The organism is Micromonospora chersina (assembly GCF_900091475.1).
Classification (GTDB): Bacteria; Actinomycetota; Actinomycetes; order Mycobacteriales; family Micromonosporaceae; genus Micromonospora; species Micromonospora chersina.
In genome coordinates this window covers 6,136,507-6,158,225 of record NZ_FMIB01000002.1, presented here as the reverse complement: position 1 = coordinate 6,158,225, position 21,719 = coordinate 6,136,507, and the positions used below count along the sequence as shown (strand labels likewise).

At 74.7% G+C, this 21,719-nt stretch carries 18 protein-coding genes; 7 read left to right on the top strand and 11 right to left on the bottom strand.

Annotated elements, in window-relative coordinates:
* Positions 1-34: 34 nt before the first annotated feature.
* From GA0070603_RS28715 to mraZ, 4 genes are all read right to left on the bottom strand, one after another.
* A complete protein-coding gene (locus GA0070603_RS28715; RefSeq protein WP_091320329.1) occupies positions 35-2,242 on the bottom strand; it encodes a peptidoglycan D,D-transpeptidase FtsI family protein in 2,208 nt (735 codons plus the stop codon).
* 3 nt (positions 2,243-2,245) lie between these two features.
* Positions 2,246-2,845, bottom strand: a complete 600-nt coding sequence (gene ftsL, locus GA0070603_RS28710) for a cell division protein FtsL (RefSeq protein ID WP_091320325.1) — start codon at positions 2,843-2,845, stop codon at positions 2,246-2,248.
* Complete coding sequence (gene rsmH / locus GA0070603_RS28705) at positions 2,842-3,951, bottom strand: 16S rRNA (cytosine(1402)-N(4))-methyltransferase RsmH (RefSeq protein ID WP_091322406.1); 1,110 nt, start codon at positions 3,949-3,951, stop codon at positions 2,842-2,844. Before rsmH ends, ftsL begins: the two co-directional genes overlap by 4 nt.
* A gap of 205 nt (positions 3,952-4,156) precedes the next feature.
* Entirely contained in the window at positions 4,157-4,588 is a 432-nt protein-coding gene (gene mraZ, locus GA0070603_RS28700; RefSeq protein WP_073831045.1) for a division/cell wall cluster transcriptional repressor MraZ, read from the bottom strand.
* Between the two features lie 355 nt (positions 4,589-4,943).
* Between mraZ and GA0070603_RS28695 the strand changes: the two genes are divergently transcribed.
* From GA0070603_RS28695 to GA0070603_RS28680, 4 genes are read left to right on the top strand one after another with little or no spacing between them, the layout of a single operon-like run.
* Positions 4,944-6,191 (top strand): MurT ligase domain-containing protein, encoded by a 1,248-nt coding sequence (locus GA0070603_RS28695; protein ID WP_091320322.1) that lies wholly within the window; start codon positions 4,944-4,946, stop codon positions 6,189-6,191.
* On the top strand, positions 6,181-6,903 hold the full coding sequence (locus GA0070603_RS28690; protein WP_091320318.1) for a type 1 glutamine amidotransferase: 723 nt from the start codon (positions 6,181-6,183) through the stop codon (positions 6,901-6,903). Before GA0070603_RS28695 ends, GA0070603_RS28690 begins: the two co-directional genes overlap by 11 nt.
* Positions 6,900-7,613 carry a TVP38/TMEM64 family protein gene (locus tag GA0070603_RS28685; protein ID WP_091320315.1) on the top strand — a complete coding sequence of 238 codons (714 nt, stop codon included), beginning with the start codon at positions 6,900-6,902 and terminating at the stop codon, positions 7,611-7,613. The genes GA0070603_RS28690 and GA0070603_RS28685 overlap by 4 nt, the downstream gene beginning before the upstream one ends.
* Before the next feature lies 1 nt (position 7,614).
* Positions 7,615-8,379: a phosphotransferase gene (locus GA0070603_RS28680; RefSeq protein WP_091320311.1), complete on the top strand. Its 765-nt coding sequence runs from the start codon at positions 7,615-7,617 to the stop codon at positions 8,377-8,379.
* Between the two features lie 44 nt (positions 8,380-8,423).
* On the opposite strand, the gene leuS is transcribed toward GA0070603_RS28680, so the two are convergent.
* Together leuS and GA0070603_RS28670 are read right to left on the bottom strand one after the other, a co-directional pair.
* Positions 8,424-11,264 (bottom strand): leucine--tRNA ligase, encoded by a 2,841-nt coding sequence (gene leuS / locus GA0070603_RS28675; protein ID WP_091320308.1) that lies wholly within the window; start codon positions 11,262-11,264, stop codon positions 8,424-8,426.
* A gap of 219 nt (positions 11,265-11,483) precedes the next feature.
* Complete coding sequence (locus tag GA0070603_RS28670; protein WP_208862959.1) at positions 11,484-12,293, bottom strand: cysteine hydrolase family protein; 810 nt, start codon at positions 12,291-12,293, stop codon at positions 11,484-11,486.
* Between the two features lie 263 nt (positions 12,294-12,556).
* Between GA0070603_RS28670 and GA0070603_RS28665 the strand changes: the two genes are divergently transcribed.
* The 3 genes from GA0070603_RS28665 to GA0070603_RS28655 are packed head-to-tail and all read left to right on the top strand — an operon-like array spanning position 12,557 to position 17,397.
* On the top strand, positions 12,557-13,612 hold the full coding sequence (locus GA0070603_RS28665; RefSeq protein ID WP_091320301.1) for an AAA family ATPase: 1,056 nt from the start codon (positions 12,557-12,559) through the stop codon (positions 13,610-13,612).
* 1 nt (position 13,613) lies between these two features.
* A complete protein-coding gene (locus tag GA0070603_RS28660) occupies positions 13,614-14,912 on the top strand; it encodes a DUF58 domain-containing protein (protein WP_091320297.1) in 1,299 nt (432 codons plus the stop codon).
* A 16-nt stretch (positions 14,913-14,928) separates the two neighbouring features.
* Complete coding sequence (locus tag GA0070603_RS28655; protein ID WP_091320294.1) at positions 14,929-17,397, top strand: transglutaminase TgpA family protein; 2,469 nt, start codon at positions 14,929-14,931, stop codon at positions 17,395-17,397.
* A 316-nt stretch (positions 17,398-17,713) separates the two neighbouring features.
* Here GA0070603_RS28655 and GA0070603_RS28650 read toward each other — a convergent pair whose 3' ends face one another.
* From GA0070603_RS28650 to GA0070603_RS28630, 5 genes are all read right to left on the bottom strand, one after another.
* A complete protein-coding gene (locus GA0070603_RS28650) occupies positions 17,714-18,109 on the bottom strand; it encodes an SCO2097 family morphological protein (protein WP_091268111.1) in 396 nt (131 codons plus the stop codon).
* Between the two features lie 115 nt (positions 18,110-18,224).
* Complete coding sequence (locus GA0070603_RS28645; RefSeq protein WP_091320290.1) at positions 18,225-19,484, bottom strand: DNA polymerase IV; 1,260 nt, start codon at positions 19,482-19,484, stop codon at positions 18,225-18,227.
* A 45-nt stretch (positions 19,485-19,529) separates the two neighbouring features.
* Positions 19,530-20,693, bottom strand: a complete 1,164-nt coding sequence (locus tag GA0070603_RS28640) for an alkaline phosphatase family protein (RefSeq protein WP_091320287.1) — start codon at positions 20,691-20,693, stop codon at positions 19,530-19,532.
* Positions 20,690-21,439, bottom strand: a complete 750-nt coding sequence (locus tag GA0070603_RS28635) for a methyltransferase domain-containing protein (RefSeq protein ID WP_187399724.1) — start codon at positions 21,437-21,439, stop codon at positions 20,690-20,692. The genes GA0070603_RS28640 and GA0070603_RS28635 overlap by 4 nt, the downstream gene beginning before the upstream one ends.
* A 14-nt stretch (positions 21,440-21,453) precedes the next feature.
* Complete coding sequence (locus GA0070603_RS28630) at positions 21,454-21,633, bottom strand: hypothetical protein (protein WP_091268414.1); 180 nt, start codon at positions 21,631-21,633, stop codon at positions 21,454-21,456.
* Positions 21,634-21,719: the final 86 nt, after the last annotated feature.

Genomic DNA, 21,719 nt, shown 5'->3' with positions numbered 1-21,719 from the left:
TCGCCACTCACCGATGATGTCCCGCCGTGCCCGCTCAGTGCGGAAAGACCTCGAACTTCGGGGACTTGTCGGTCGCCGAGGGCGGCACCCGGTAGTGCCGGAGGGTGAAGCCCATGATCTCCCGGAAGGCCGGGGCGGCCACCGCGCCGCCCTCGCCGCCGGGGCTCCACACGAAGACCGCCACGACGTACCGCGGCTTCTCCGCCGGGGCCATCCCGATGAACGAGCCGACCTCCCCGGGCTGGAGCTTGCCGTTGTCGTAGCGCAGGCCGGTGCCGGTCTTGCCGGCCACCCGGTAGCCGGGCACCGCGGCGGCCAGGCCGGTGGCCCGCCCGTCCGGGCCGTCGACGGTGGTGACCGCCTCCAGCATGCGGCGCAGCGCGGCCGCGTTGGCCGGGCTGAGCACCGACCGGGTGACCGGGGCGGCCCCGGGCGTCTTCTTCCCGTCCGGCGCGATCACGTTCCTGATCAGGTGCGGCTGGACGTATCTGCCGTCGTTGGCGATGGCGGCGTACGCGGCGGCCATCTGCAACGGGGTGGCGTCCACGCTGTGCCCGATCGGCACCGACCCGTACGACGAGTCGCTCCACTGGTCGGCCGGGAGCAGCCGGCCCCCGGCCTCCCCCGGCATGCCCTCGCCGGTGGGCTGGCCCAGCCCGAACCGCTTCTGGTAGTCGATCAGCCGGTCGGGGCCGAGCTTGTCGGCGATCTCGATGGTGCCGACGTTGGACGAGAAGGCGAGCATCCCCGGGATGCTCATCTTCTGACCGTTGGCCGGGTGGGTGTCCCGGAAGGTGGTGTCGCCCTTGGTGATGGTGTTGGCCACCGGGAAGGCGGTGTCCGGCGTGATCACGCCCTCCTGGAGGGCGGCGCCGTAGGTGATCGCCTTGTGGATCGAGCCCGGGTCGACGATGAAGCTGGTGGCTGCGTCCTCCCGGTCGGCCGGGGAGTTGACCTTGGTGGGGTCGGCCGCGTTGTAGGTGGGGAAGCTGGCCTGGGCCAGCACGTCACCGGTGCCGACCTCGATGACGACCGCGGCGCCGACGCTGCCCCGGGTGCGGGCCATCCCGTCGGAGAGGATCCGCTGCGTCTTGAACTGGAGGTCGCGGTCGATCGTCAGCTCCAGGGAGCTGCCCGGTTGGGCCGGGGTGGTCTGGCTGTAGCCGCCGGGGATCGGCGCGGCCAGGTCGCCCTGGCCCACCTCGTACCGCTTCCGGCCGGCCTTGCCCTCCAGCATGTCGTCGTACTTCGCCTCCAGCCCCTCGAGGCCGTTCATGTCCTGGCTGACGAACCCGATGAGGTTGGCGGCCAGGTCGCCGCCGGGCACCTCGCGCTTCTCGTCCCGGTGCACGCCGACGCCGGCCAGGTCGAGGGCCATGATCTGCTTGGCCTTGGCGATCTCGACCCCGCGGGCGAGGTAGACGAAGCGGGACGGGGTGGTGGTGCCGGGCAGGATGCGCGGCTTCATCCGGTCGGCCAGTTCGGAGACCGGGATCCCCAGCAACGGGGAGAGCAGCCTGGCGGTGGCGGTCGGGTTCTTGACCAGCGTCGGGTCGGCGAAGACGTACCGCGCCTCGACGCTGTGCGCCAGCGGGGCGCCGGTGCGGTCGTAGATCGCCCCGCGTGGCGCGGGCAGCTCGACCACGGCGAGCCGGCTGGCGAGCCCGCCGTCGGCGTACGCCGGGGTGCTCACGGTCTGGAGGAAGACCAGCCGGATGCCGATGGTGGTGAAGAGCGCCAGCACGAGCAGCGTGCCGAGGCGCAGCCGGCGGCGCGGGTCGGCGAGCTTGGGCGGGCGGCGCGGCTTGCGGACCGGCCTCCGGGCGGCGGCCTGCCGTGCGGGGCGGCGCGGCCCGGGCCGGCGTCGCGGCGCCGGTTCCTCGTCGTCGTCGAACGGCTCGCGCACCGGCTTGGCGGACACGGTCCGCACCACGCCGGCCCGGCCGCCGGCGGCGGTCTCCCGGCGGCCGGCGCGGGTCGCCCCGGTCCGGCCGCCGTCGAGCACCTGCAGGGCCGGGCGGAACGGGTCGCCGGAGCGGCTGCTGCGCGGGGTACGCCGCTGCTCGGCGCCGCCACCCGTCCGAGCCGCGCCGCCGCCCTCCCGGATGGTCCGGCCCCGCGGCGTGTACGCCCGGGCGTCGGAGATCCCGCCGACGCCCGGCTCCCGGTGCTCGGTGCCCCGCGACGAGCCGCGCCGGGAGCCCGTGGCGTCCCGGCGCGGTTCCTCCGATCTCGGCGGCACTGCTCAGCCCCCGTTGCCCTGCTGGCTGGTGATCGCCGGCGCGCCCTCCACGGGGTGCGGGACGCCGATCACCTTCCCGTCCGGAAGCCGGATGTAGGCCAGCTCGTCGGAGTCGACCAGGCCCAGCTTGCGGGCGTTGGCGGTCAGGTTGCCCGGCGCCTTCTGGTCGGCGATCTCCTTCTCCAGCTGCTGCTGGTCCACGTCGAGCTTGGCCTGCTGCTGCTGGAGCTTCTCCAGCTTGAACGCGTTCTCGTTGATCTTCGTGTTGACCGCCAGGATGCCGAGCACCCCGCCGACCACCAGCACCAGGATGAGCCCGACGAACGGCGCCCGCGGCACGCGGACCGGCGGCGGCGGGGCGACCCGCAGCCGCGGCGAGGTCCCGCCGGTGGCCTTCGTGCGCTCGGCCGGCCGCAGAGCGGCGCTGCCCTGGACGGGGAACTCGCGCGCCCCCCGGGCGCGAGCCTCCCCCCGGCGGTCGGGCCGGTCGGCCGCCACCGTCGACGTGGTGCGCGGGGCACGCTGCGCCGCGGTCCGGCCCCCCGACCGCGGTGCGCGCTGCCCGATGCCGGTGTCCCGGCCGTCGCGCTGGTTGACGTTCATGTCCCCTCCCCCTCTTCGTCCGTCCCGTTCCCGTCCCCCGGCGCCGACCGCGGGTCCTTGCCGGACCCCGGTGACCCCGTCCCCGGTTGGTGCATCGCCTTCACCCGGCGGCGGTACCGTTCGCGGTCGGTACGCCCCTGCCGGGCCGCCTCCGGGTCGAGCCGTTCCGCGGCCCGCAGCCGCACCGAGGCGGCGCGCGGGTTCGCGGCGACCTCGGCCTCCCCGGGCAGCTCCGCGCCCCGGCTGAGCAGCCGGAACGTCGGACCCGACCCGGGCAGTTCGACCGGGAGGTCGACCGGGCCCTTGCTGCGGACCCGGTCGGCGAGCGCCTGCTTGGTGAGCCGGTCCTCCAGCGAGTGGTAGGACAGGACCACCATGCGGCCGCCCACGGTGAGCTTGTCCAGAGCGGCCGGCAGCGCCGTCTCCAGCGCTGCCAGCTCCCTGTTTACCTCGATCCGTAAAGCCTGAAACGTTCTCTTTGCCGGGTGTCCCCCGGTTCGTCGGGCTGGTGCCGGAATGCTCTCCCGGACCAGCTCGGCCAGTCGCGCCGACGACGTGATCGGCGCGCGCTCGCGCTCGCGGATGATCGCCGAGGCGATCTTCCCGGCGAACTTCTCCTCGCCGTACACCCGCAGCACCCGGGCCAGGTCCGGGTGGGAGTAGGTGTTGACCACCTCCTCGGCGGTCACCCCCCGGGTCTGGTCCATCCGCATGTCCAGCGGCGCGTCCTGCGCGTACGCGAACCCGCGGTCGGGCGCGTCCAGTTGCAGGGACGAGACGCCGAGGTCGAACAGGATCCCGTCGATCGCCGGGTAGCCGAGCCGGTCGAGCACCTCGGGCAACTCGTCGTAGACGGCGTGCTCCAGGTGGATCCGGTCGGCGAACCGGGCCAGCCGGACCCGCGCGTGGGCGAGGGCCTCGGTGTCCCGGTCCAGGCCGATCAGCACGGTGTCCGGGTGCGCCTCGAGCACCGCCTCGGCGTGCCCGGCCAGGCCGAGCGTGGCGTCGACGTGGACGGTGCGGCCGGGCCGGCCCAGTGCGGGGGCCAGCAACTCGAGACACCGCTCGAGCAGCACCGGCACGTGCGTGCCGCGTAGCTCCCCCATCTCGACCCCCACTTGTTGAAACCCGTGTCCGTCCCTGTGTCCGTCGTCGCCACGACGCCTCGCCATACCGCCAGATCCCCATCCGCTCCCCGCCCGCCGGAGGCCGCGGCCCTCCGTATCGGATCGTGCGCCTGGCACCGGGGAAGGGGTGCCAGGAACTCGAAAGCGGCTGGAGATCTCGCAGTACGTCGGGCGCCGTCACGCCCTACAGACCGCCGGGCAGCACCCCCTCCTCGATGTCGGCGAAGTCGTCTTCGCTCTCCGCGAGGTAGGCCTCCCAGGCCGCCCTGTCCCAGATCTCCACCCGGGTGCTCGCCCCGATCACGACCAGGTCGCGGTCGAGAGCGGCGTACGACCGGAGGTGCCCGGGGATGGTGACCCGTCCTTGCTTGTCCGGCACCTCGTCGTGCGCGCTGGCGAAGAAGACCCGGCTGTAGGCCCGGGCCGCCTTGCTCGTCATCGGCTGCGCGCGCAACTGGTCGGCGATCCGCTGGAACTCGGGCATCGGGAAGACGTAGAGGCAGCGCTCCTGCCCTTTGGTGATCACGACACCCCCCGCCAGCTCGTCCCGGAACTTCGCCGGAAGGATCAACCGGCCTTTGTCGTCCAGGCGCGGAGTGTGGGTGCCGAGGAACATCGGCCCAACCCCCTCGCCCTGAGCGGCGTTCGCGGCGCCGCTGACCCCCCGGGCCGGTGCGGCCCTCCCGGCCTCACCATCGCGCCCCACTCTACTCCACTTCCCTCCACCTGCAACCGGAAACGCCCGCTCGGCGTGGCGTTTCCACGCGCAAAACAGCACGTCAACGGGGGTGGGGCGGAGTGGAGGGGTGCGGCGCGCCCCGCCGGCGGTCCGCTTCCCGACATAGATCGACTCCGTCCGGCCGAACCCGTGCTGACCGTCCGCCGGCAGTCCCCGGCCGAACGGATCGCCGTCGGCGGCGATCTGGTGGGCCCGGTGGTCCGGTAACCTCGCTCGGGTGACGGACGCGAAGATGCCCCTGCGGGCAAAGGTGGCCAGCTCCGTGTCGCGGACCGCCGCGGCGCTGTCGCGGGCCGCGGGCCGTGGCGACGGCTCGGTGATCGGCGGCTGGATCGGCCTCAAGATCGACCCGGACCTGCTGGCGCACCTCTCGGCCGGCCGTGCCATCGCCCTGGTGTCCGGCACCAACGGCAAGACCACCACCACCCGGCTCACCACCGCCGCCGTCGGGGTGCTCGGCCGGGTCGCCACCAACTCCTTCGGCGCCAACATGCCCACCGGGCACACCTCGGCGCTGGCCAAGGCCGGCAGCACCCCCTACGCGGTGCTGGAGGTGGACGAGCACTACCTCGCCCAGGTGCTGGAGGCCACCGAGCCGCACGTGGTGGCACTGCTCAACCTCTCCCGCGACCAGCTCGACCGGGCCAAGGAGGTCGCCATGATGGCGCAGCTCTGGCGCGCCGCGCTGGTCCGGCACCCCGACCTGCGGGTGGTCGCCAACGCCGACGACCCCATGGTGGTCTGGGCCGCCACCCCGCCCGCCGACCCGTCCCGCGGCCACGTCCCGCCGCAGGTCACCTGGTTCAGCGCCGGCCAGCGCTGGCACGACGACTCCTGGGTCTGCCCCGAGTGCGGCTCCACCATCCAGCGCTCAGGCGAGCAGTGGTGGTGCACCGGCTGCCCGCTGCGCCGCCCCCAGCCGCAGTGGACGGTCGAGGACGACGGCGTGCTCGACCCCACCGGCGCCTGGCACAAGGTGCAGCTCCAGCTCCCCGGCAAGGTCAACCTCGGCAACGCGGCCACCGCCCTGGCCGTCGCCGCCGAGTTCGGGGTACGCCCCGTGGACGCCGTCTCCCGGCTCGGCACGGTCACCTCGGTGGCCGGCCGCTACGCGCAGGTCGACCGGGACGGGCGCAACATCCGGCTGCTGCTGGCCAAGAACCCGGCGAGCTGGCTGGAGGCGTTCGACATGGCCGACGTCGCGCCCACACTGCTCTCCATCAACGCGCGCGACCCCGACGGGCTGGACACCTCCTGGCTCTTCGACGTCGACTTCTCCCCGCTGCGCGGGCGGCAGGTGCTGATCACCGGCGACCGGGCGTACGACCTCGCCGTCCGGCTCGACGTCAACGGCGTGCCGTTCCAGCACGTGCGGAGCTTCGACGACGCGGTCCGGGCCGTGCCGCCGGGCCGGCTGGAGGTCATCGCCAACTACACCGCCTTCCAGGACATCCGAGCGGAGCTGGACCGTGTCAACTGAGAGCCTGCGCATCGTCTGGATCTACCCGGACCTGCTGTCCACCTACGGCGACCGGGGCAACGCGCTGATCCTGGCCCGCCGCGCCCAACTGCGCGGCATGCCGGTCGAGGTGCTGGAGGTCCGCTCCGACCAGCGGCTGCCCGCCACCGCCGACATCTACCTCATCGGCGGCGGCGAGGACGGCCCGCAGGCGCTGGGCGCCCAGCGCCTGATCGCCGACGGCGGCCTGCACCGGGCCGTGGCCCAGGGCTCGGTGGTGTTCGGCGTCTGCGCCGGCTACCAGCTGCTCGGCACCTCCTTCTTCGCCAAGGGCACCCGCTGCACCGGCCTGGAGCTGCTGGACATCTCCTCCGACCGGGGTCCCACCCGGGCGGTCGGCGAGCTGGCCGGCGAGGTCGACCCGCGGCTGGGCATCCCGTACCTGACCGGGTTCGAGAACCACGGCGGGCGGACCCACCTCGGCCCCGGCGTGTCGCCGGTGGCCCGGGTGACCACCGGGGTCGGCAACGACGGGACCACCGAGGGCGCCTGGCGGGGCAAGCTGCTCGGCACCTACTCGCACGGTCCGGCGCTGGCCCGCAACCCCGCCCTGGCCGACCTCCTGCTGCGCTGGGCGACCGGCGTCCACCAGCTCCCCCCGCTCGACGACACCTGGGCCGACCGGCTCCGGTCCGAGCGCCGCACCGCCGTGGCCGCCGCCGCGAGGGCATGACCGGCGCCGCCCGACCGTGGCGGCGAGGATCCCGCCGGTTCGCCCGGTTGCTCCGGCAGCCGTCGGCGCGCCGGTTCGCGCTGCTGCTCCTGCTGCTCGCCGGGTTCGGCGTCACGCTGCTGCTGGTCCCCCACCCGGACCCGCGCGACCTGCCCCGGCTGGCGCACTCGCTCGGCGGGTACGCCCCGGCCGTCGCCGTGGTGGGCGGCGCGCTGCTGCTCGTGGCGCTGGTGCCGCGCACCTTCGTCACGCTGGCCGCCGGCGCGATCTTCGGCCCGGCGCAGGGGGCCGCGTACGCCCTCGGCGCGGCGCTGCTCGCGGCGGCCATCGGCTTCGCGGTCGGGCGCCTGCTCGGCCGGCAGTTCGTCGCCGAGCGGGTCCGCGGCCGGCTGGCCCGGCTGGACGGCTGGTTCGCCCGGCAGAGCGTGCTCGGCGTGATCACCGTCCGGCTGCTGCCGATCGCCGGGTTCGGGCTGGTCAGCTACGGCTACGGCACCACCGGGGCGCGCGTGCTGCCGTTCCTGGCCGGCAGCGTGATCGCCTCCGCCCCCACCGCGATCGGCTACGCGGCCATCGGCGCGGCGGTCAGCTCCCCCGGCTCGATCAACTGGTACGCGGCCGCCCCGGCCAGCCTCGGCCTGATCGCCAGCGTGCTCATCATCCACCGCTGGTGGCGCGCGGAGCGGCAGCGCCGGCTGGGCCCGAGCTGAGATGGCCGCCGCGGAGGAACGGCTGCCCGGCGGCTTCGTCACCGAGGTGGTCCGGATCGGCGACACGGTACGCCGCACTCCCCCGGCCCGCGCGGAGTTCGGAGCGGCGCTGCTGCGACACCTGGCCGCCGCCGCGCCGGGTCTGGCACCCGGCTACCTCGGCGTCGACGAACGGGGCCGGCAGGTGCTGACCCACGTCGACGGGCGGGTGCCCTGGCGGGACCGGGAGGATCGGGCCTTCTTCGCCGACCCCGCGCTCACCCGGCTGGCCGGCCTCATCCGGGCGCTGCACGACGCCTGCGCCGGCACCGACCTGGCCGGCGACGCGGAGACGGTCTGCCACCGGGACCTGTCGCCGAAGAACACGGTCTACCGGGACTCGCCGGCCGGGCCGGTCCCGGTGGCCTTCCTGGACTGGGACCTGGCCGCGCCGGGCCGCCGGATCGAGGACGTGGCGTTCGCGGGCTGGCACTGGGCCGCGCTGGGCGGGGACGCCGACCCGGCCGAGCTGGCCCGGCGCTGCCGGCTGCTCTGCGACGCCTACGAGGCGGCCGGCTCCGGGGTGTCCCTGCCCCGGGGCGAGCTGGTCGCCGTCATGCTCGACCAGCTCGACGGCACCTGGCGGGGCATCGACGCCGGCGCCGACCGGGACGAGCCGGGCATGCGCCGGCTCCGCGCGGCGGGCGCCGTCGACGCGGTACGCGCCTGGCACGGGTGGCTGCTGCGGCACCGCCCGACGGTCGAGGCGGCGCTGCACGACCGCTGAGGCGCGCCCCCGGGCCGGGGACGCGCCTCAGTGAGCGGTCGTGGTCAGGCGACGACCGAGACCATCCGGCCCTTCACCACGATGACCTTGCGCGGCTCCTTGCCGGCCAGCGCGCCGGCGACGGCCTCCAGCGCGGCCGACCGGACGTCGTCCTCGGACGCGTCGGCGGCCACCTCGACCCGGCCCCGGACCTTGCCGTTGACCTGCACCGGGTAGGTCACCGTCTCGGCGACCAGCAGCGCCGGATCGGCGGTCGGGAAGTCCGCGTACGCCAGCGAGGTGTCGTGGCCCAGCCGCCGCCACAGCTCCTCGGCGATGTGCGGGGCGAACGGCGCCACCATCAGCACCAGCGGCTCGGCCACCTCGCGCGGGGTCTCCGCCAGCCGGGTCAGGCCGTTGGTCAGCTCGATCAGCTTGGCGATCGCGGTGTTGAACCGGATCCCCTCCATGTCCGCGCGGACCCCGTCGATCACCTTGTGCAGCAGCCGCCGGGTGGCCTCGTCGGCCGGCGCGTCGGTGACCCGCAGCGCGCCGGTCTGCTCGTCGACGACCGCCCGCCAGACCCGCTGCAGGAACCGGTACGAGCCGACCACCGCCCGGGTCTCCCACGGGCGGGACACCTCCAGCGGGCCCATCGACATCTCGTAGACCCGGAAGGTGTCCGCGCCGTACGCCGCGCACATGTCGTCCGGGGTGACGACGTTCTTCAGGGACTTGCCCATCTTGCCGTACTCGCGCGTGACCTCGGTGTCGCCGTGGAACCACCGGCCGTCGACCTCGACGACCTCCTCGGCGGGCACGTAGGCGCCACGCGGGTCGGTGAACGCGTACGCCTGGATCATGCCCTGGTTGAACAGCCGGCGGAACGGCTCGAACGAGGAGACGTGGCCCAGGTCGTACAGCACCTTGTGCCAGAAGCGGGCGTACAGCAGGTGCAGCACGGCGTGCTCGGCGCCGCCGACGTACAGGTCGGTGCCCCCGCAGTCGCCGGCCGCGCGCGGGCCCATCCAGTACGCCTCGTTCTCCGGCTCGGCGAAACGCGCCGAGTCGGTCGGGTCCAGGTAGCGCAGCTCGTACCAGCAGGAACCGGCCCACTGCGGCATCACGTTGGTCTCCCGGGTGTAGCGCTTCGGCCCGTCACCCAGGTCCAGCTCCACCTCCACCCAGTCGCGCCGCCGGGACAGCGGGGTCTCCGGGTTGCTGCCGGCGTCCTCCGGGTCGAAGGTCTTCGGCGAGAAGTCCTCGACCTCGGGCAGCTCGACCGGCAGCATCGACTCGGGCAGCGCGATCGGCGCGCCGGTCTCGTCGTAGACGATCGGGAAGGGCTCGCCCCAGTAGCGCTGGCGGGAGAACAGCCAGTCCCGCAGCCGCCAGGTGACCGCGCCGGCGCCGTGCCCGTTGGCCTCCAGCCACTCGATGATCCGCGCCTTGGCGTCGGCCACCCCCAGGCCGTTCAGGTCCAGACCGCGCTCGGGCGCCGCGCTGTTGATGGCCGGGCCGTCCCCGGTCCACGCCTTGCCCGCGAAGCCCTCCGCCGGCTGCACGGTGCGCACGATCGGCAGGTCGAAGACCTCGGCGAAGTCCCAGTCCCGCTCGTCCTGCGCGGGCACCGCCATGATCGCGCCGGTGCCGTAGCCGGCCAGCACGTAGTCGGCGATGAAGATCGGGACCTGCCCGCCGGTGACCGGGTTGGTCGCCCAGGCGCCGACGAAGACGCCGGTCTTCTCCTTGGTCTCCGCCTGCCGCTCCACGTCCGTCTTGGCCGCGGCGACCTTCCGGTACGCCTCGACGGCGGCCCGCGGGCTGGCGTGCCCGCCGGTCCAGGCGTCCTTCGTTCCCTCCGGCCAGGCGGCCGGCACCAGCACGTCGACCAGCTCGTGCTCGGGCGCCAGCACCATGTAGGTGGCGCCGAAGACGGTGTCCGGCCGGGTCGTGAACACCCGGACCGGGCCGCGCTCGGTCGGGAACTCGATGTGCGCGCCGGTCGACCGGCCGATCCAGTTGCGCTGCTGCAGCTTGATCGGCTCCGGCCAGTCCAGCGTGTCCAGGTCCTCCAGCAGCCGGTCACCGTACGCGGTGATCCGCATCATCCACTGCTTCAGGTTCCGCTTGAAGACCGGGAAGTTGCCCCGCTCGGAGCGGCCGTCGGCGGTGACCTCCTCGTTGGCCAGCACGGTGCCCAGCCCCGGGCACCAGTTCACCGGCGCCTCCGACACGTACGCCAGCCGGTGGTCGTCGACGATCCTCCGCCGCTCGCCCACGGTCAGCTCGGCCCACGGCCGGCCGTCCGGGGTCGGGCGGGTGCCCCCCTCGAACTCGGCGATCAGCTCGGCGACCGGACGGGCCTTGCGCGCGTCCGCGTCGTACCAGGAGTTGAAGATCTGCAGGAAGATCCACTGGGTCCAGCGGTAGAAGTCGGTCTCGATGGTGGCGACCGAGCGCCGCTCGTCGTGGCCCAGCCCCAGCCGGCGCAGCTGCGCCTTGTACCGCTCGATGTTGGCCTCGGTGGTGGTCCGCGGGTGGGTGCCGGTCTGCACCGCGTACTGCTCGGCGGGCAGGCCGAACGCGTCGAAGCCCATCGCGTGCAGCACGTTGCGCCCCGCCATCCGCTGGTAGCGGGCGTAGCAGTCGGTGCCGATGTAGCCCAGCGGGTGGCCGACGTGCAGGCCGGCGCCGGACGGGTAGGGGAACATGTCCAGCACGTACAGCTTCTCGGCGCCCGCCCGCGGGTGGTCCGGGTCGGCCAGCGGACCGGCCGGGTTCGGCGCGTGGAAGGTGCCCTCCCGCTCCCAGGTGTCCTGCCAGCGGTGCTCGATCTCCTCGGCCAGGGCGGCGGTGTACCGGAACGGGGGGATGTCGGTCGCCGGTGCGGCTGCCTCACTCATGGCGTCTCCTCGGCGCGGGTCATGTCGGATATGGGAGGTCTGCTGCGGGCACAAAAAAGCCCCTCGCGCAGGAGGGGCCGCCGTGCTGTCGCGCGCTCAGCGCATCAGCACGGCTCGGTAAGAAGCAGGAAGACTCCGGCCATGACCGGCAGTGTACCCCGCCGGCCGGTCACGCCTCGCGCCCGTTGCCCGGCAGGTGGGACGGCGCGGCCCGGCGGGTCACCTCGACGGGTACGGCGCGGGCTGGGCGAACCGCCCGCTGTCGGTGACGAACCCCCAGCACTGCTTGGCGTTGAAGATCACCGCCTCCTTGCAGTAGTCCGGGCTGGAGGTCGCCGTGGCGTCGGTCAGCAGCACCGCCGCGTAGTCCCGGAAGTAGGCGTCCTCCATGGTGGTGCTCACGCACTGGTCGACGTTGACCCCGGCCAGGAAGAGCGTCCGCAGCCCCTGGGTCCGCAGCACCTGGTCGAGCTGGGTGCCGTGGAACCCGTTCATCCGGAACTTCTCGACGTGGACGTCGTCCGGGCCGACAAGCGCCGCCAGCTCGTCCACCAGCGCGGCGCCCCAGGAGCCCTCGATGAGCACCCGGCCGCGGTCCAGTTCCTCGCCGATGCCGGCCTGGTCCGTCCGGTGCTTGAAGGACCAGAGCGTCGGGGCGCCCAGGTTGCGCAGGTCGGTCCGGTTGTGCCAGTAGATCCAGATGACCGGCATGCCGTGCCGGCGGGCCGCCTCCACCGCCCGGACCGCACCAGGAATGGCCGCCCGGCAGCCGGTGTGGTCCAGCCCCGACCGGTCGGTCCAGCCGCCCGGCGCGCAGAAGTCGTTCTGCATGTCGATGACGGCCAGGGCGCAGGCGTCCAGGTCCTCGACGAAGGGCAGCAGCTCGGCGTCGAAGCGCGCCAGCCGACCGCCGGTGTGGTGCGGCGTGAGGTGTACGTGGTCGTCGTACAGGTGCCAGCGGGCGGCGCCGGCGCCGAGCCGGACCCCACCGTCACCGGTGTCGCCGTAGATCTCCCGATCCCCTCGCACCCGCTCACCTCCCCGCCCCGCCGCCCTCGCGACAGGAACCGGGACCCGGCTACCCGCCGGCGAGCCGGTCACGCGTCCCCCGGTCCGGCGAATATTCCGGGCGTAACCGGCCGACCGCCTGCGGGGGTCGGCGACAACGAGAAACATGGTTAGCCTGAGAGGCCAGTGAGATTTTTGCGGCAGACGAGGCTCGGCGTCGCGAACCCAACGGCGGGTCCAGGTGCTCTATACAGAGCTGCCGTCCGGCGACGAGGAGGAGGCCCGTGACACAACAGACCTGGGACGAGGTGGGCGGTCTGCTGCCGCACGACGAGTTCCGCGCCGCCAGTGAGGCCATCGTGGCCAACATCGAGCAGGTCATCGAGGGCAAGACGGCCACCGTCCGGCTCGCCCTCGCGGTGCTGCTCGCCGAGGGCCACCTGCTGATCGAGGACGTCCCCGGCGTCGGCAAGACCAAGCTGGCCAAGGCCATGGCGCGGTCCATCGACTGCTCCGTGCGCCGGATCCAGTTCACCCCGGACCTGCTGCCCAGCGACGTCACCGGCGTCAGCGTCTACAACCAGGAGACGCACGACTTCGAGTTCCGCCCCGGCGCGGTCTTCGCCAACCTGGTGGTCGGCGACGAGATCAACCGGGCCTCGCCGAAGACCCAGTCGGCGCTGCTGGAGTGCATGGAGGAACGGCAGGTCACCGTCGACGGCGTGACCTACCAGCTCCAGACCCCGTTCATGGTGGTCGCGACGCAGAACCCCATCGAGATGGAGGGGACCTACCCGCTGCCGGAGGCGCAGCGCGACCGGTTCACCGCCCGGATCGCGATGGGCTACCCGGACCCGAACGCCGAGCTGGCCATGCTGGACGGCCACGGCGCCACCGACCCGCTGCACGAGCTGCGGCCGGTCTCCGACGCGGCCACCGTCCGCCGGCTGATCGGCCACGTCCGGCAGGTGCACGTCGCCGACGCCGTCAAGCAGTACGCCATCGACCTGGTGACCGCCACCCGCGAGGCGCCCGACCTGCGGCTCGGCGCGTCCCCGCGGGCCACCCTCCAGCTGCTGCGCACCGCCCGCGCGGTGGCCGCCCTGGAGGGCCGCGACTACGTCCTCCCGGACGACCTCCAGGCCCTCGCGGTGCCGGTGCTGGCGCACCGCATCATCCCGACCGCCGACGCGCAGCTGGCCCGGCGCACCACCGACGCGATCGTCGCCGAGCTGGTGCACCGCCTCCCGCTCCCGCACGACCGCAAGCGCTCCCCGTACGACACCCGGCCCGGCGGCACGGGCAACGGTCGCGGGCCGTACGAGCCGCGGAGGCCGTGAGGTGCGCGACGGGCTGCGAGGGCTGACCACCCGCGGCCGCTCCTTCCTGGCGGCCGCGGTCGCCGCCGCGATCTCCGCCGCCATCCTGGGCGAGAAGGACCTGCTCCGGGTGGCCATCCTGCTCGCCATCCTGCCGCTGCTCGCGGCGGCCTACGTCGGGCGCAGCCGCTACAAGCTCGCCTGCAACCGGTCGCTGGAGCCGCACCGGGTGCCGGTCGGGGCGAGTTCCCGGGTGGTGCTGCGGCTGCAGAACCTGTCCCGGCTGCCCACCGGCACGCTGCTGCTGGAGGACCGGCTGCCCTACGCGCTCGGCAGCCGGCCGCGGGTGGTGCTGGAGCGCCTCGGCGCCCACCAGGCCAGCTCGGTGGCGTACACGGTCCGCGCCGACGTGCGCGGCCGCTACGAGGTCGGCCCGCTGGTGATCCGGCTGACCGACCCGTTCGGGCTGTGCGAGCTGACCCGGGCCTTCCCCAGCACCGACCACCTCACGGTGATCCCGCAGGTCACCCCACTGCCCTCGGTCCGCCTCCCCGGCGAGTACGCGGGCAGCGGCGACAGCCGGGCCCGGTCGGTGGCGGTGCACGGCGAGGACGACGCCGCCACCCGGGAGTACCGGATGGGCGACGACCTGCGCCGGGTGCACTGGAAGTCGACGGCCCGCACCGGCGAGCTCATGGTCCGCCGGGAGGAGCAGCCCTGGGAGAGCCGGGCCACCGTGGTGCTGGACACCCGCGCCGCCGGGCACCGGGGCGAGGGGCCCACGGCGAGCTTCGAATGGGCCGTCTCCACCGCCGCCAGCGTCGCCGTGCACCTGCGCCAGGCCGGCTACAAGCTGCGCCTGGTCACCGGCAACGGCGCGGACGTGGACGCCACCGAGGCCGGCGGCGAGGGCGTGCTCCTCGACCACCTCGCCGAGGTGCACCTCGACAAGCGCGGCGAGCTGACAACGCTGGTGCAGCAGGTCCGGCAGCGGGCCGACGGCGGCCTGATCATCGCGCTGCTCGGCACGTTGAGCACCGCCGAGGCGGAGCTGCTGGCCGGGCTGCGCACCAGCGGCGCGACCTGCGTGGGCTTCCTGCTCGACAGCAACACCTGGCTGAACCTGCCGCCGAAGGCGCGGGCCGAGGCGGAGCACGCGCACGGCGCCGCCGCGCTCGCCCTGCTGCAGAGCGGCTGGCGGGTGATCGGTGTCGAGCACGGCAACCGGCTGCCGGTGCTCTGGCCGCAGGCGGCCCGCGGCTCGCAGGGGTTCGCGCTGCGGGCGGCGCTGGCCGAGACGGTCGCCGGAGGCGTGCGATGACCGGAAGGGTGGACCCGTGACCGCGCACCGCAACCTCGGCTTCGTCGCCGCGGCGGCGACCCTGCTGGCGGCGGCACCGCTGTCGGTGATCTTCGAGCGCTGGACCTGGCTCGTCCAGGCGGCCATCGTGGTGGCCGTGGTGGCCGGCGCGGCCGCGCTGAGCCGGTTGGCCCGGGCGCCGCTGTGGGGCCAGGTGCTGGCCATGCTGGCCGGTCTCACGCTCGCCCTGACCTGGGTCTTCCCGGGTGGCACCGAGTTCTTCGCGTTCGTGCCCACCCCGGCCACCTTCGCCCACTTCGGCGACCTGCTGAACGCCTCGCTGCCCGACATGCGCTCGTACGGCGTGCAGGTGCCCGACGTCGACTCGCTGCTCTTCCTCGCCGTGCTGGGCATCGGCGCGGTGGCCATCGTGGTGGACGTGCTCACCGTCGGGCTGCGCCGGCCCGCGCTGGCCGGGCTGCCCATGCTGGCCATCTACTCGGTGCCGGTGGCGGTCTACGTGGACAGCGTCCCCGCCACCCCGTTCGTGGTGGGCGCCTGCGGCTACCTGTGGCTGCTGGTCACCGACAACGTCGACCGCGTACGCCGGTTCGGCCGCCGGTTCACCGGCGAGGGGCGCGACGTCGACGTCTGGGAGGCGTCGCCGCTCGCCGCGGCGGGCCGGCGGCTGGCCGTGGTCGGTGTGGCCCTCGCGGTCGCCCTGCCCCTGGTCGTGCCCGGGATGACCGGCGGGCTGATGAGCGCCGTCGGCAACGGCACGGGCACCGGCAACGGGCGGCCGGGCCAGGGCGGCAGCCCCGGCCGGATCGACCTGTTCGCCGCGCTCAGCGGCCAGCTCAACCAGACCGAGGTGACCGAGCTGGTCAAGGTCACCACCAACGAGCCGGCCCCGTTCTATCTGCGCTTCGGGGTCGCCGACGAGCTGCGGCCGGACGGCTTCCGGGTGCGGGTGCCCACCGGGCGGCCGGCCAACCGGAACCTGCCCGACCCGGCGGAGCGCGGCGGCCGGGGCGTGGAGCAGCAGCGCTACCGGGCCAGCGTCGAGGTGAGCAAGAACCTCAACATGCCGCTGCTGCCGGTCTACGCCGAGCCGGTGAAGACCGAGGACGTCGGCGGCAACTGGCTCTACGACCCGAACCTCCAGATCGTCTTCTCCAACCGGGAGAACTCCCGGGGCAAGCGCTACTCGTTCGACTACGTCCGTTCGACGTTCAGCCCGGCGGCGCTGCGCGCGGCGCCCTCCCTGCCGGCCGACGACCCGGTGCTGCGGCAGCAGACCGTCACGCCGTCCGTCCGGGCCGTCACCCGGCTGGTCGAACAGCTGGTCAAGGGCCGCACGAACGACTACGACAAGGTCCGGGCGATCTACGACTACTTCTCGGTGGAGAACGGGTTCACGTACTCGCTGTCCACCCGGGGCGGCACCAGCGGGGACGACATCACCGACTTCCTCGCCACCAAGGTGGGCTTCTGCCAGCAGTACGCCGCCGCGATGGCGTGGCTGGTCCGGTCGGCCGGCATCCCCGCGCGGGTGGCGTTCGGCTTCAGCAACGGCAGCAACTCCGGCGGCGGCGCGTACGTGCTGACCAACCGGAACCTGCACGCCTGGACCGAGGTCTACTTCGGCGGGATCGGCTGGGTGCCGTTCGACGCCACCCCGGCGGCGAGCGTCGTGGGGTCGGTCCGCTCGGCCTGGGCCCCGGACACCGACGCCCCCGAGGAGGTCACCCCCCTGCCCGGGAGCACCACCGCCCCTGGCGGGGCCGACCCCTCGGCCAGCGCGGAGGACCCGGACCGCCTCGACAAGGACGCCGACCAGGGCCTGGCCGTCGGCGACAACGGCCCGACCCGGCAGAACCCGGTGTGGCCGTGGTGGGTGGCCGGTGCCGTCGTCCTGCTCGCGCTGCTCGCGGTGCCGGCCCTGCGCCGCTCCGCGCTGCGCCGGCGCCGGCGAGCCCGGGCGACCGTGCCCACGGCCACCACCCTGGCCGCCGTGCCCGGGCAGCGGGGCGAGGCGCGCGAGATCGTGGTCGGCGTGGACGCCGACCGGGCCCGCGCGGACGCGCACGCCGCCTGGGACGAGCTGATCGACACGCTTGTCGACTTCCACGTCCGGGTGGACCGGACGGAGACACCCCGCACGACCGCCGAGCGGCTGGCCCGGGAGGCGCTTGTCGAGGACGCCGGGGCGGTCACCGGGGTCCGGCTGCTGGGCCGGGCGGAGGAGCGGGCCCGCTACGCCCGCGACCCGCTGACCGGCGAGGAGCTGTACCCGGCCCTGCGGTCGGTGCGCGGCGCCCTCGCGGCCCGGGCGGACCGGCGTACCCGGCTGCTGGCCGCCGTGTTGCCGCCGTCGGTGCTGCTCCGCTGGCGGACCGCCCTGACCGACCGCTCGACCCGACTGGTCACCACGACCGGGCAGGTGCGGCAGCGACTGCTGCGCTGGAACCCGCGTCGTCTCCTGGCGGGCCGCCCGGCCCGCTGACCCGGTTCCGCCCGCCGGCGCTCCCCCGCCGACGGGCCGGACCGGGTCCCCACCCCCGTCCCGTCCCCGGCGCCGGGCGCTGGCGCCACCGCCAGAGGTGGGTTGATCAAGAGGTTTGCGTCAAAAAGCCAGCCCGCGTCGACGCAAACTTCTTGATCGACGCCGCGGTGGGACGTGCGGGCCGCGGGGTGGGCACGCGGGCGCGACGTGGGCGCGAGGATCAGGGAGGGTCAGGGCGCGCGGAAGCGGCCACGGTCGCCGGACATGTCGGCGACCGGTCGTCGCGCTGGTCCCGCCGGTCAGCGGCGGGAGGTGCTCAGCGGTGGCCCTCCGGGCGCTGCCGCCAGCGGTCCTCCATCCGGTCGAGGAAGGAGCCCCGGCGGCCGCTGCGGCCACGGGGACGACGACGGCTCGTCGTGCCGCCGACCACGTGCAGGTCGGGCGACTGGGATCGGCGGTGCGACTGCACCGCGTAGCCCAACGAGGCCAGCATGACGACGAAGCCCGCCACGGCCAGCGGGGGCGTCTTGATCACGGCACCGTAGATCAACAGGGCCAGACCAGCGATGACCACGCCGGCAGCGACGAGCACGCGACGCCGCGCGTGGAAACGCGGGTCGCTGGCGCGCACGGCCGAGGCGAATTTGGGGTCCTCGGCAAGCGACCGCTCGATCTGCTCGAACAGCCGCTGCTCGTGCTCCGAGAGCGGCACGGCACTCCTCCCCGGTCACGTTGGTCGGCCCGGTCGGGCCGACAGACCGTGGCAGCCATCCGACTGCTTACCCGCAAGTCTACGAGGGGGCTCGCGCGTCGGAAAGCGGGACGACCTACGGCCGGGTCGGTTTTTCGTCGCGCCGGACGTCGCGCCTGCCGAGAAGACTGGCCGGACCTATGACGGACCGCCCGAATCGGGCGGCCGCCGCGTCGGCCGCCGCCTCCGCCTCCCGCCAGCCGCGCTCCGGCGCGCCCAGGGTGAGCTGCTGCGGCGTCTCCTCCGCCGCGGCGAGGCCCTCCATCCGGACGCCGACCAGACGGACCGGCTCGCCGGGGGCGAGGGCGGTCCAGAGCGCCCATGCCGTGTCGAACATCTCCCGCGCCGTGTCGGTGGGCACACCGAGGGTGCGGGAGCGGCTGACCGTGCGGAAGTCGGCCAACCGGACCTTGAGCGACACGGTCCGCCCCACCTGACCCGCCGCGCGCAGCCGGGCGCCGGCCTTCTCGGCGAGGGCGAGCAGCGCCCGGCGGATCTTCACCGGGTCGGTGACGTCGGTGTCGAAGGTGACCTCCGCGCCGATCGACTTCTCCACGTGCTCCGGGGAGACCCGGCGCGGGTCCCGCCCCCAGGCCAGCTCGTGCAGGTGGCCGGCGGACGCCTCCCCCACCGCCCGGCGGAGCAGCCCCGGCGGCGCCTCGGCCAGGTCGCCCACGGTGCGCAGGCCGAGCCGTTGCAGCGCCTCCGCGGACCGCTCCCCCACCCCCCACAGGGCCGCCACCGGCAGCGGGTGCAGGAACTCCAGCACCCGGGCGGCGGGCACCACGAGCAGGCCGTCAGGCTTGGCGCGGGTGGAGCCGAGCTTGGCCACGAACTTGCTCGGCGCCACCCCGACCGAGCAGGTCAGCTCCTGCTCCTCGGCGACCCGGCGGCGGATCAGCCGGGCGATCTCGGTGGGGGTGCCGAAGAGCCGCCGGGCGCCGGCCACGTCGAGGAACGCCTCGTCCAGGGAGAGCGGCTCGACCAGCGGGGTGACGTCGCGGAAGATCCGCATCACCGCCCGGGAGGCGGCCGAGTATTGCGTGAAGTCCGGTGGCAGGTAGACCGCGTGCGGGCAGAGCGCCCGGGCCCGGGCCGTGGGCATGGCGCTGCGGACGCCGTAGCGGCGAGCCTCGTAGCTGGCCGAGCTGACCACCCCGCGCGGACCGATCCCGCCCACCACGACCGGCTGACCGCGCAGCTCGGGGCGGCGGCGCACCTCCACCGAGGCGAAGAAGGCGTCCATGTCGACGTGCAGGATCGGGCAGCCGGTGTCGTCGGCGTCCGGCCCGAAGCGCGGATCACCGCCCCGGGGCAACGACTGGCTGCGGCCCATCCCCGCAGGCTAGCCCCCCGGTCCGACAGACCGGCGCCGGCCGGGTCAGCCGCGGACCACCAGCAGCGGGATGGTCATCTCGGCGGCGGTGTCCGCGCCGTGGTACGCGACCAGCCGCGACGCCATCGGCGGCTCCGAGCGGGTGGCGACCACGGCGTACGTGTCCCGGCAGACCACCACCACGTCGCCGATCCGGCCCAGGTGCGCCTCCGGCACCGGCCCGAACCAGCCGGTGGCCACCGCCTCCGCCCGGGTCAGCACCCGGGCGGCGCCGTCCAGCACCGCCGACCAGGCGGCCACCACGTCGGCGGTGGCGCCCGGCTCGACGTGCAGGTAGCGGACCCGGGGCTCGCCGGCCACCACCCGGACGCCGGCCCGCAGCCGGGGGTCGGTGTCGAGGTCGATCCGGTGCCCGTCGGGCACGTTGAGCTGCCCGTGGTCGGCGGTGACCAGCAGGGCGGCGTCCGGCGGCAGCCCGTCGACCAGCCGGGCGAGCAGGCGGTCCACGTCGGCGGCGGCCAGCCGCCAGGGCGCGGAGTCGACGCCGGTGAGGTGCCCGTGCCGGTCCAGGTCGGGGTGGTAGCCGGAGACCAGGGTCGGCCCGGGACCGGCCGCCAGGGCGGCGAGCATCCGCTCGGCGAGCGGGTCGGCGCCGGCCGCGCCCCGGTAGTCGCCGCCCCGGTTCGCGGCCAGGGTGAGGCCGCTGCCGGCAAACTCGGGGCGGCTGACCACGGTGACCGCCACGCCGGCGGCGCGAGCGCGCTCGTACCAGGTCGGGACCGGCTGCCACGCGGACGGCTCCGGGTCACCGGCCCAGTCGACGTGGTTGAGCACCCGATCGGTGCCGGGCACCCGGACCGTGAAACCGAGCACCCCGTGCGGGCCGGACGGGGTTCCGGTGCCGAGGCTGACCAGGCTGGTCGGGGTGGTGGAGGGGAAACCCGAGGTGAGCGGGACGCCGACCGTGGCGGCCAGCCCGGCCAGGGTCGGCGCGTACGGGGCGGCGGTGGGGATCTGGTACCAGCCGAGCCCGTCGACCAGCAGCACGGCGACCCGCCGCACCCCGGCCAGCCGGGGCGCCAGGCCGAGCAGGTCGGCGGCGCCGGGCACGCCGAGCAGCGCCAGCGCGCTGGGCAGCACGTCGGCCAGGCTGCCGCCGCCGTAGCGGGGCGCGACCCGGTCGAGCGGACCCACCGCCGGGCCGGTCATGCCGGGCGGCGGGCGAACAGGTGCAGCTGGGCGGCGAGGTCGCGGTAGGGCGGCCGGGCGGCGAGGGCCCGTTCCAGCTCCACCAGGGCGGCCGCCTGGCCGTCCGCCACGGCGGCCGGGAGCAGGTCGGCGAGCACGCGTACGCCGTGGATCTCCTCGACGGTGAGCCCGGCGGCCGCGAGCAGGGCGGTGGCGCCGTCGGCGTCGTAGCGGCGGCGCAGGGTGTCCCGGGGGCCGGCGGCGCCGGCCGGGTCGGCGGCGAGCGCGGCGGCCACGTCCAGGTGGCCGTTCATGGCCCGGGCCAGCACGGCGGCGGCCCGGCCGGCGACCAGCACGCTCGCCGCGCCACCGGGGCGCAGGGCGGCGGCCAGCGCGGCGACCACCGGGGCGGGATCGTCCACCACCTCCAGCACCGAGTGGCAGAGCACCAGGTCGACGGTGGCCGGCTCGACCAGCCCGGCGAGCGCGTCGCCGTCGCCCTGGACGGCGCGTACCCGCTCGGCGACCCCGGCCTCGGCGGCCCGGCGGGTCAACGCGGCGAGCGCGTCGGGGCTGGCGTCGACCACGGTGACCCGGTGGCCGGCGTCGGCGAGCGGGACGGCGAAGCCGCCGGTCCCGCCGCCGACGTCGAGCACGGTGAGCCGCTCGCCGGCCCGCCGGTCCAGCTCGGCCCGGAGCACCGCCCAGATCACGGCGGTGCGGGGGGTCAGGGTTCGGGTGCGCTCCACGCCGCCGAGCCTAGTCACCCCCGGGCCCGGGGTCAGGACTCGCCACCGCCGGCGGGGTCCTCCTCCGCGCGGGACCGCTGGGCGTTGGCCACCGGCCCGTCGGTCACCTGGTATTCCCGGGGCTCCACCTCGTGGGTGGGCGCCCAGCCGGCGCCCAGCCGGGTCCGTCGGGCGTTCGCCACGCCACCGGGGTACGTGCTGTGAAAGGTCATCGGTTCATCCCCCACTACGCGGGTGGGCCACTCTGCCCATCCGTGCCGGGAGTCTCCCGCGTCCGGGGCCGGGAAACCGTAATGTG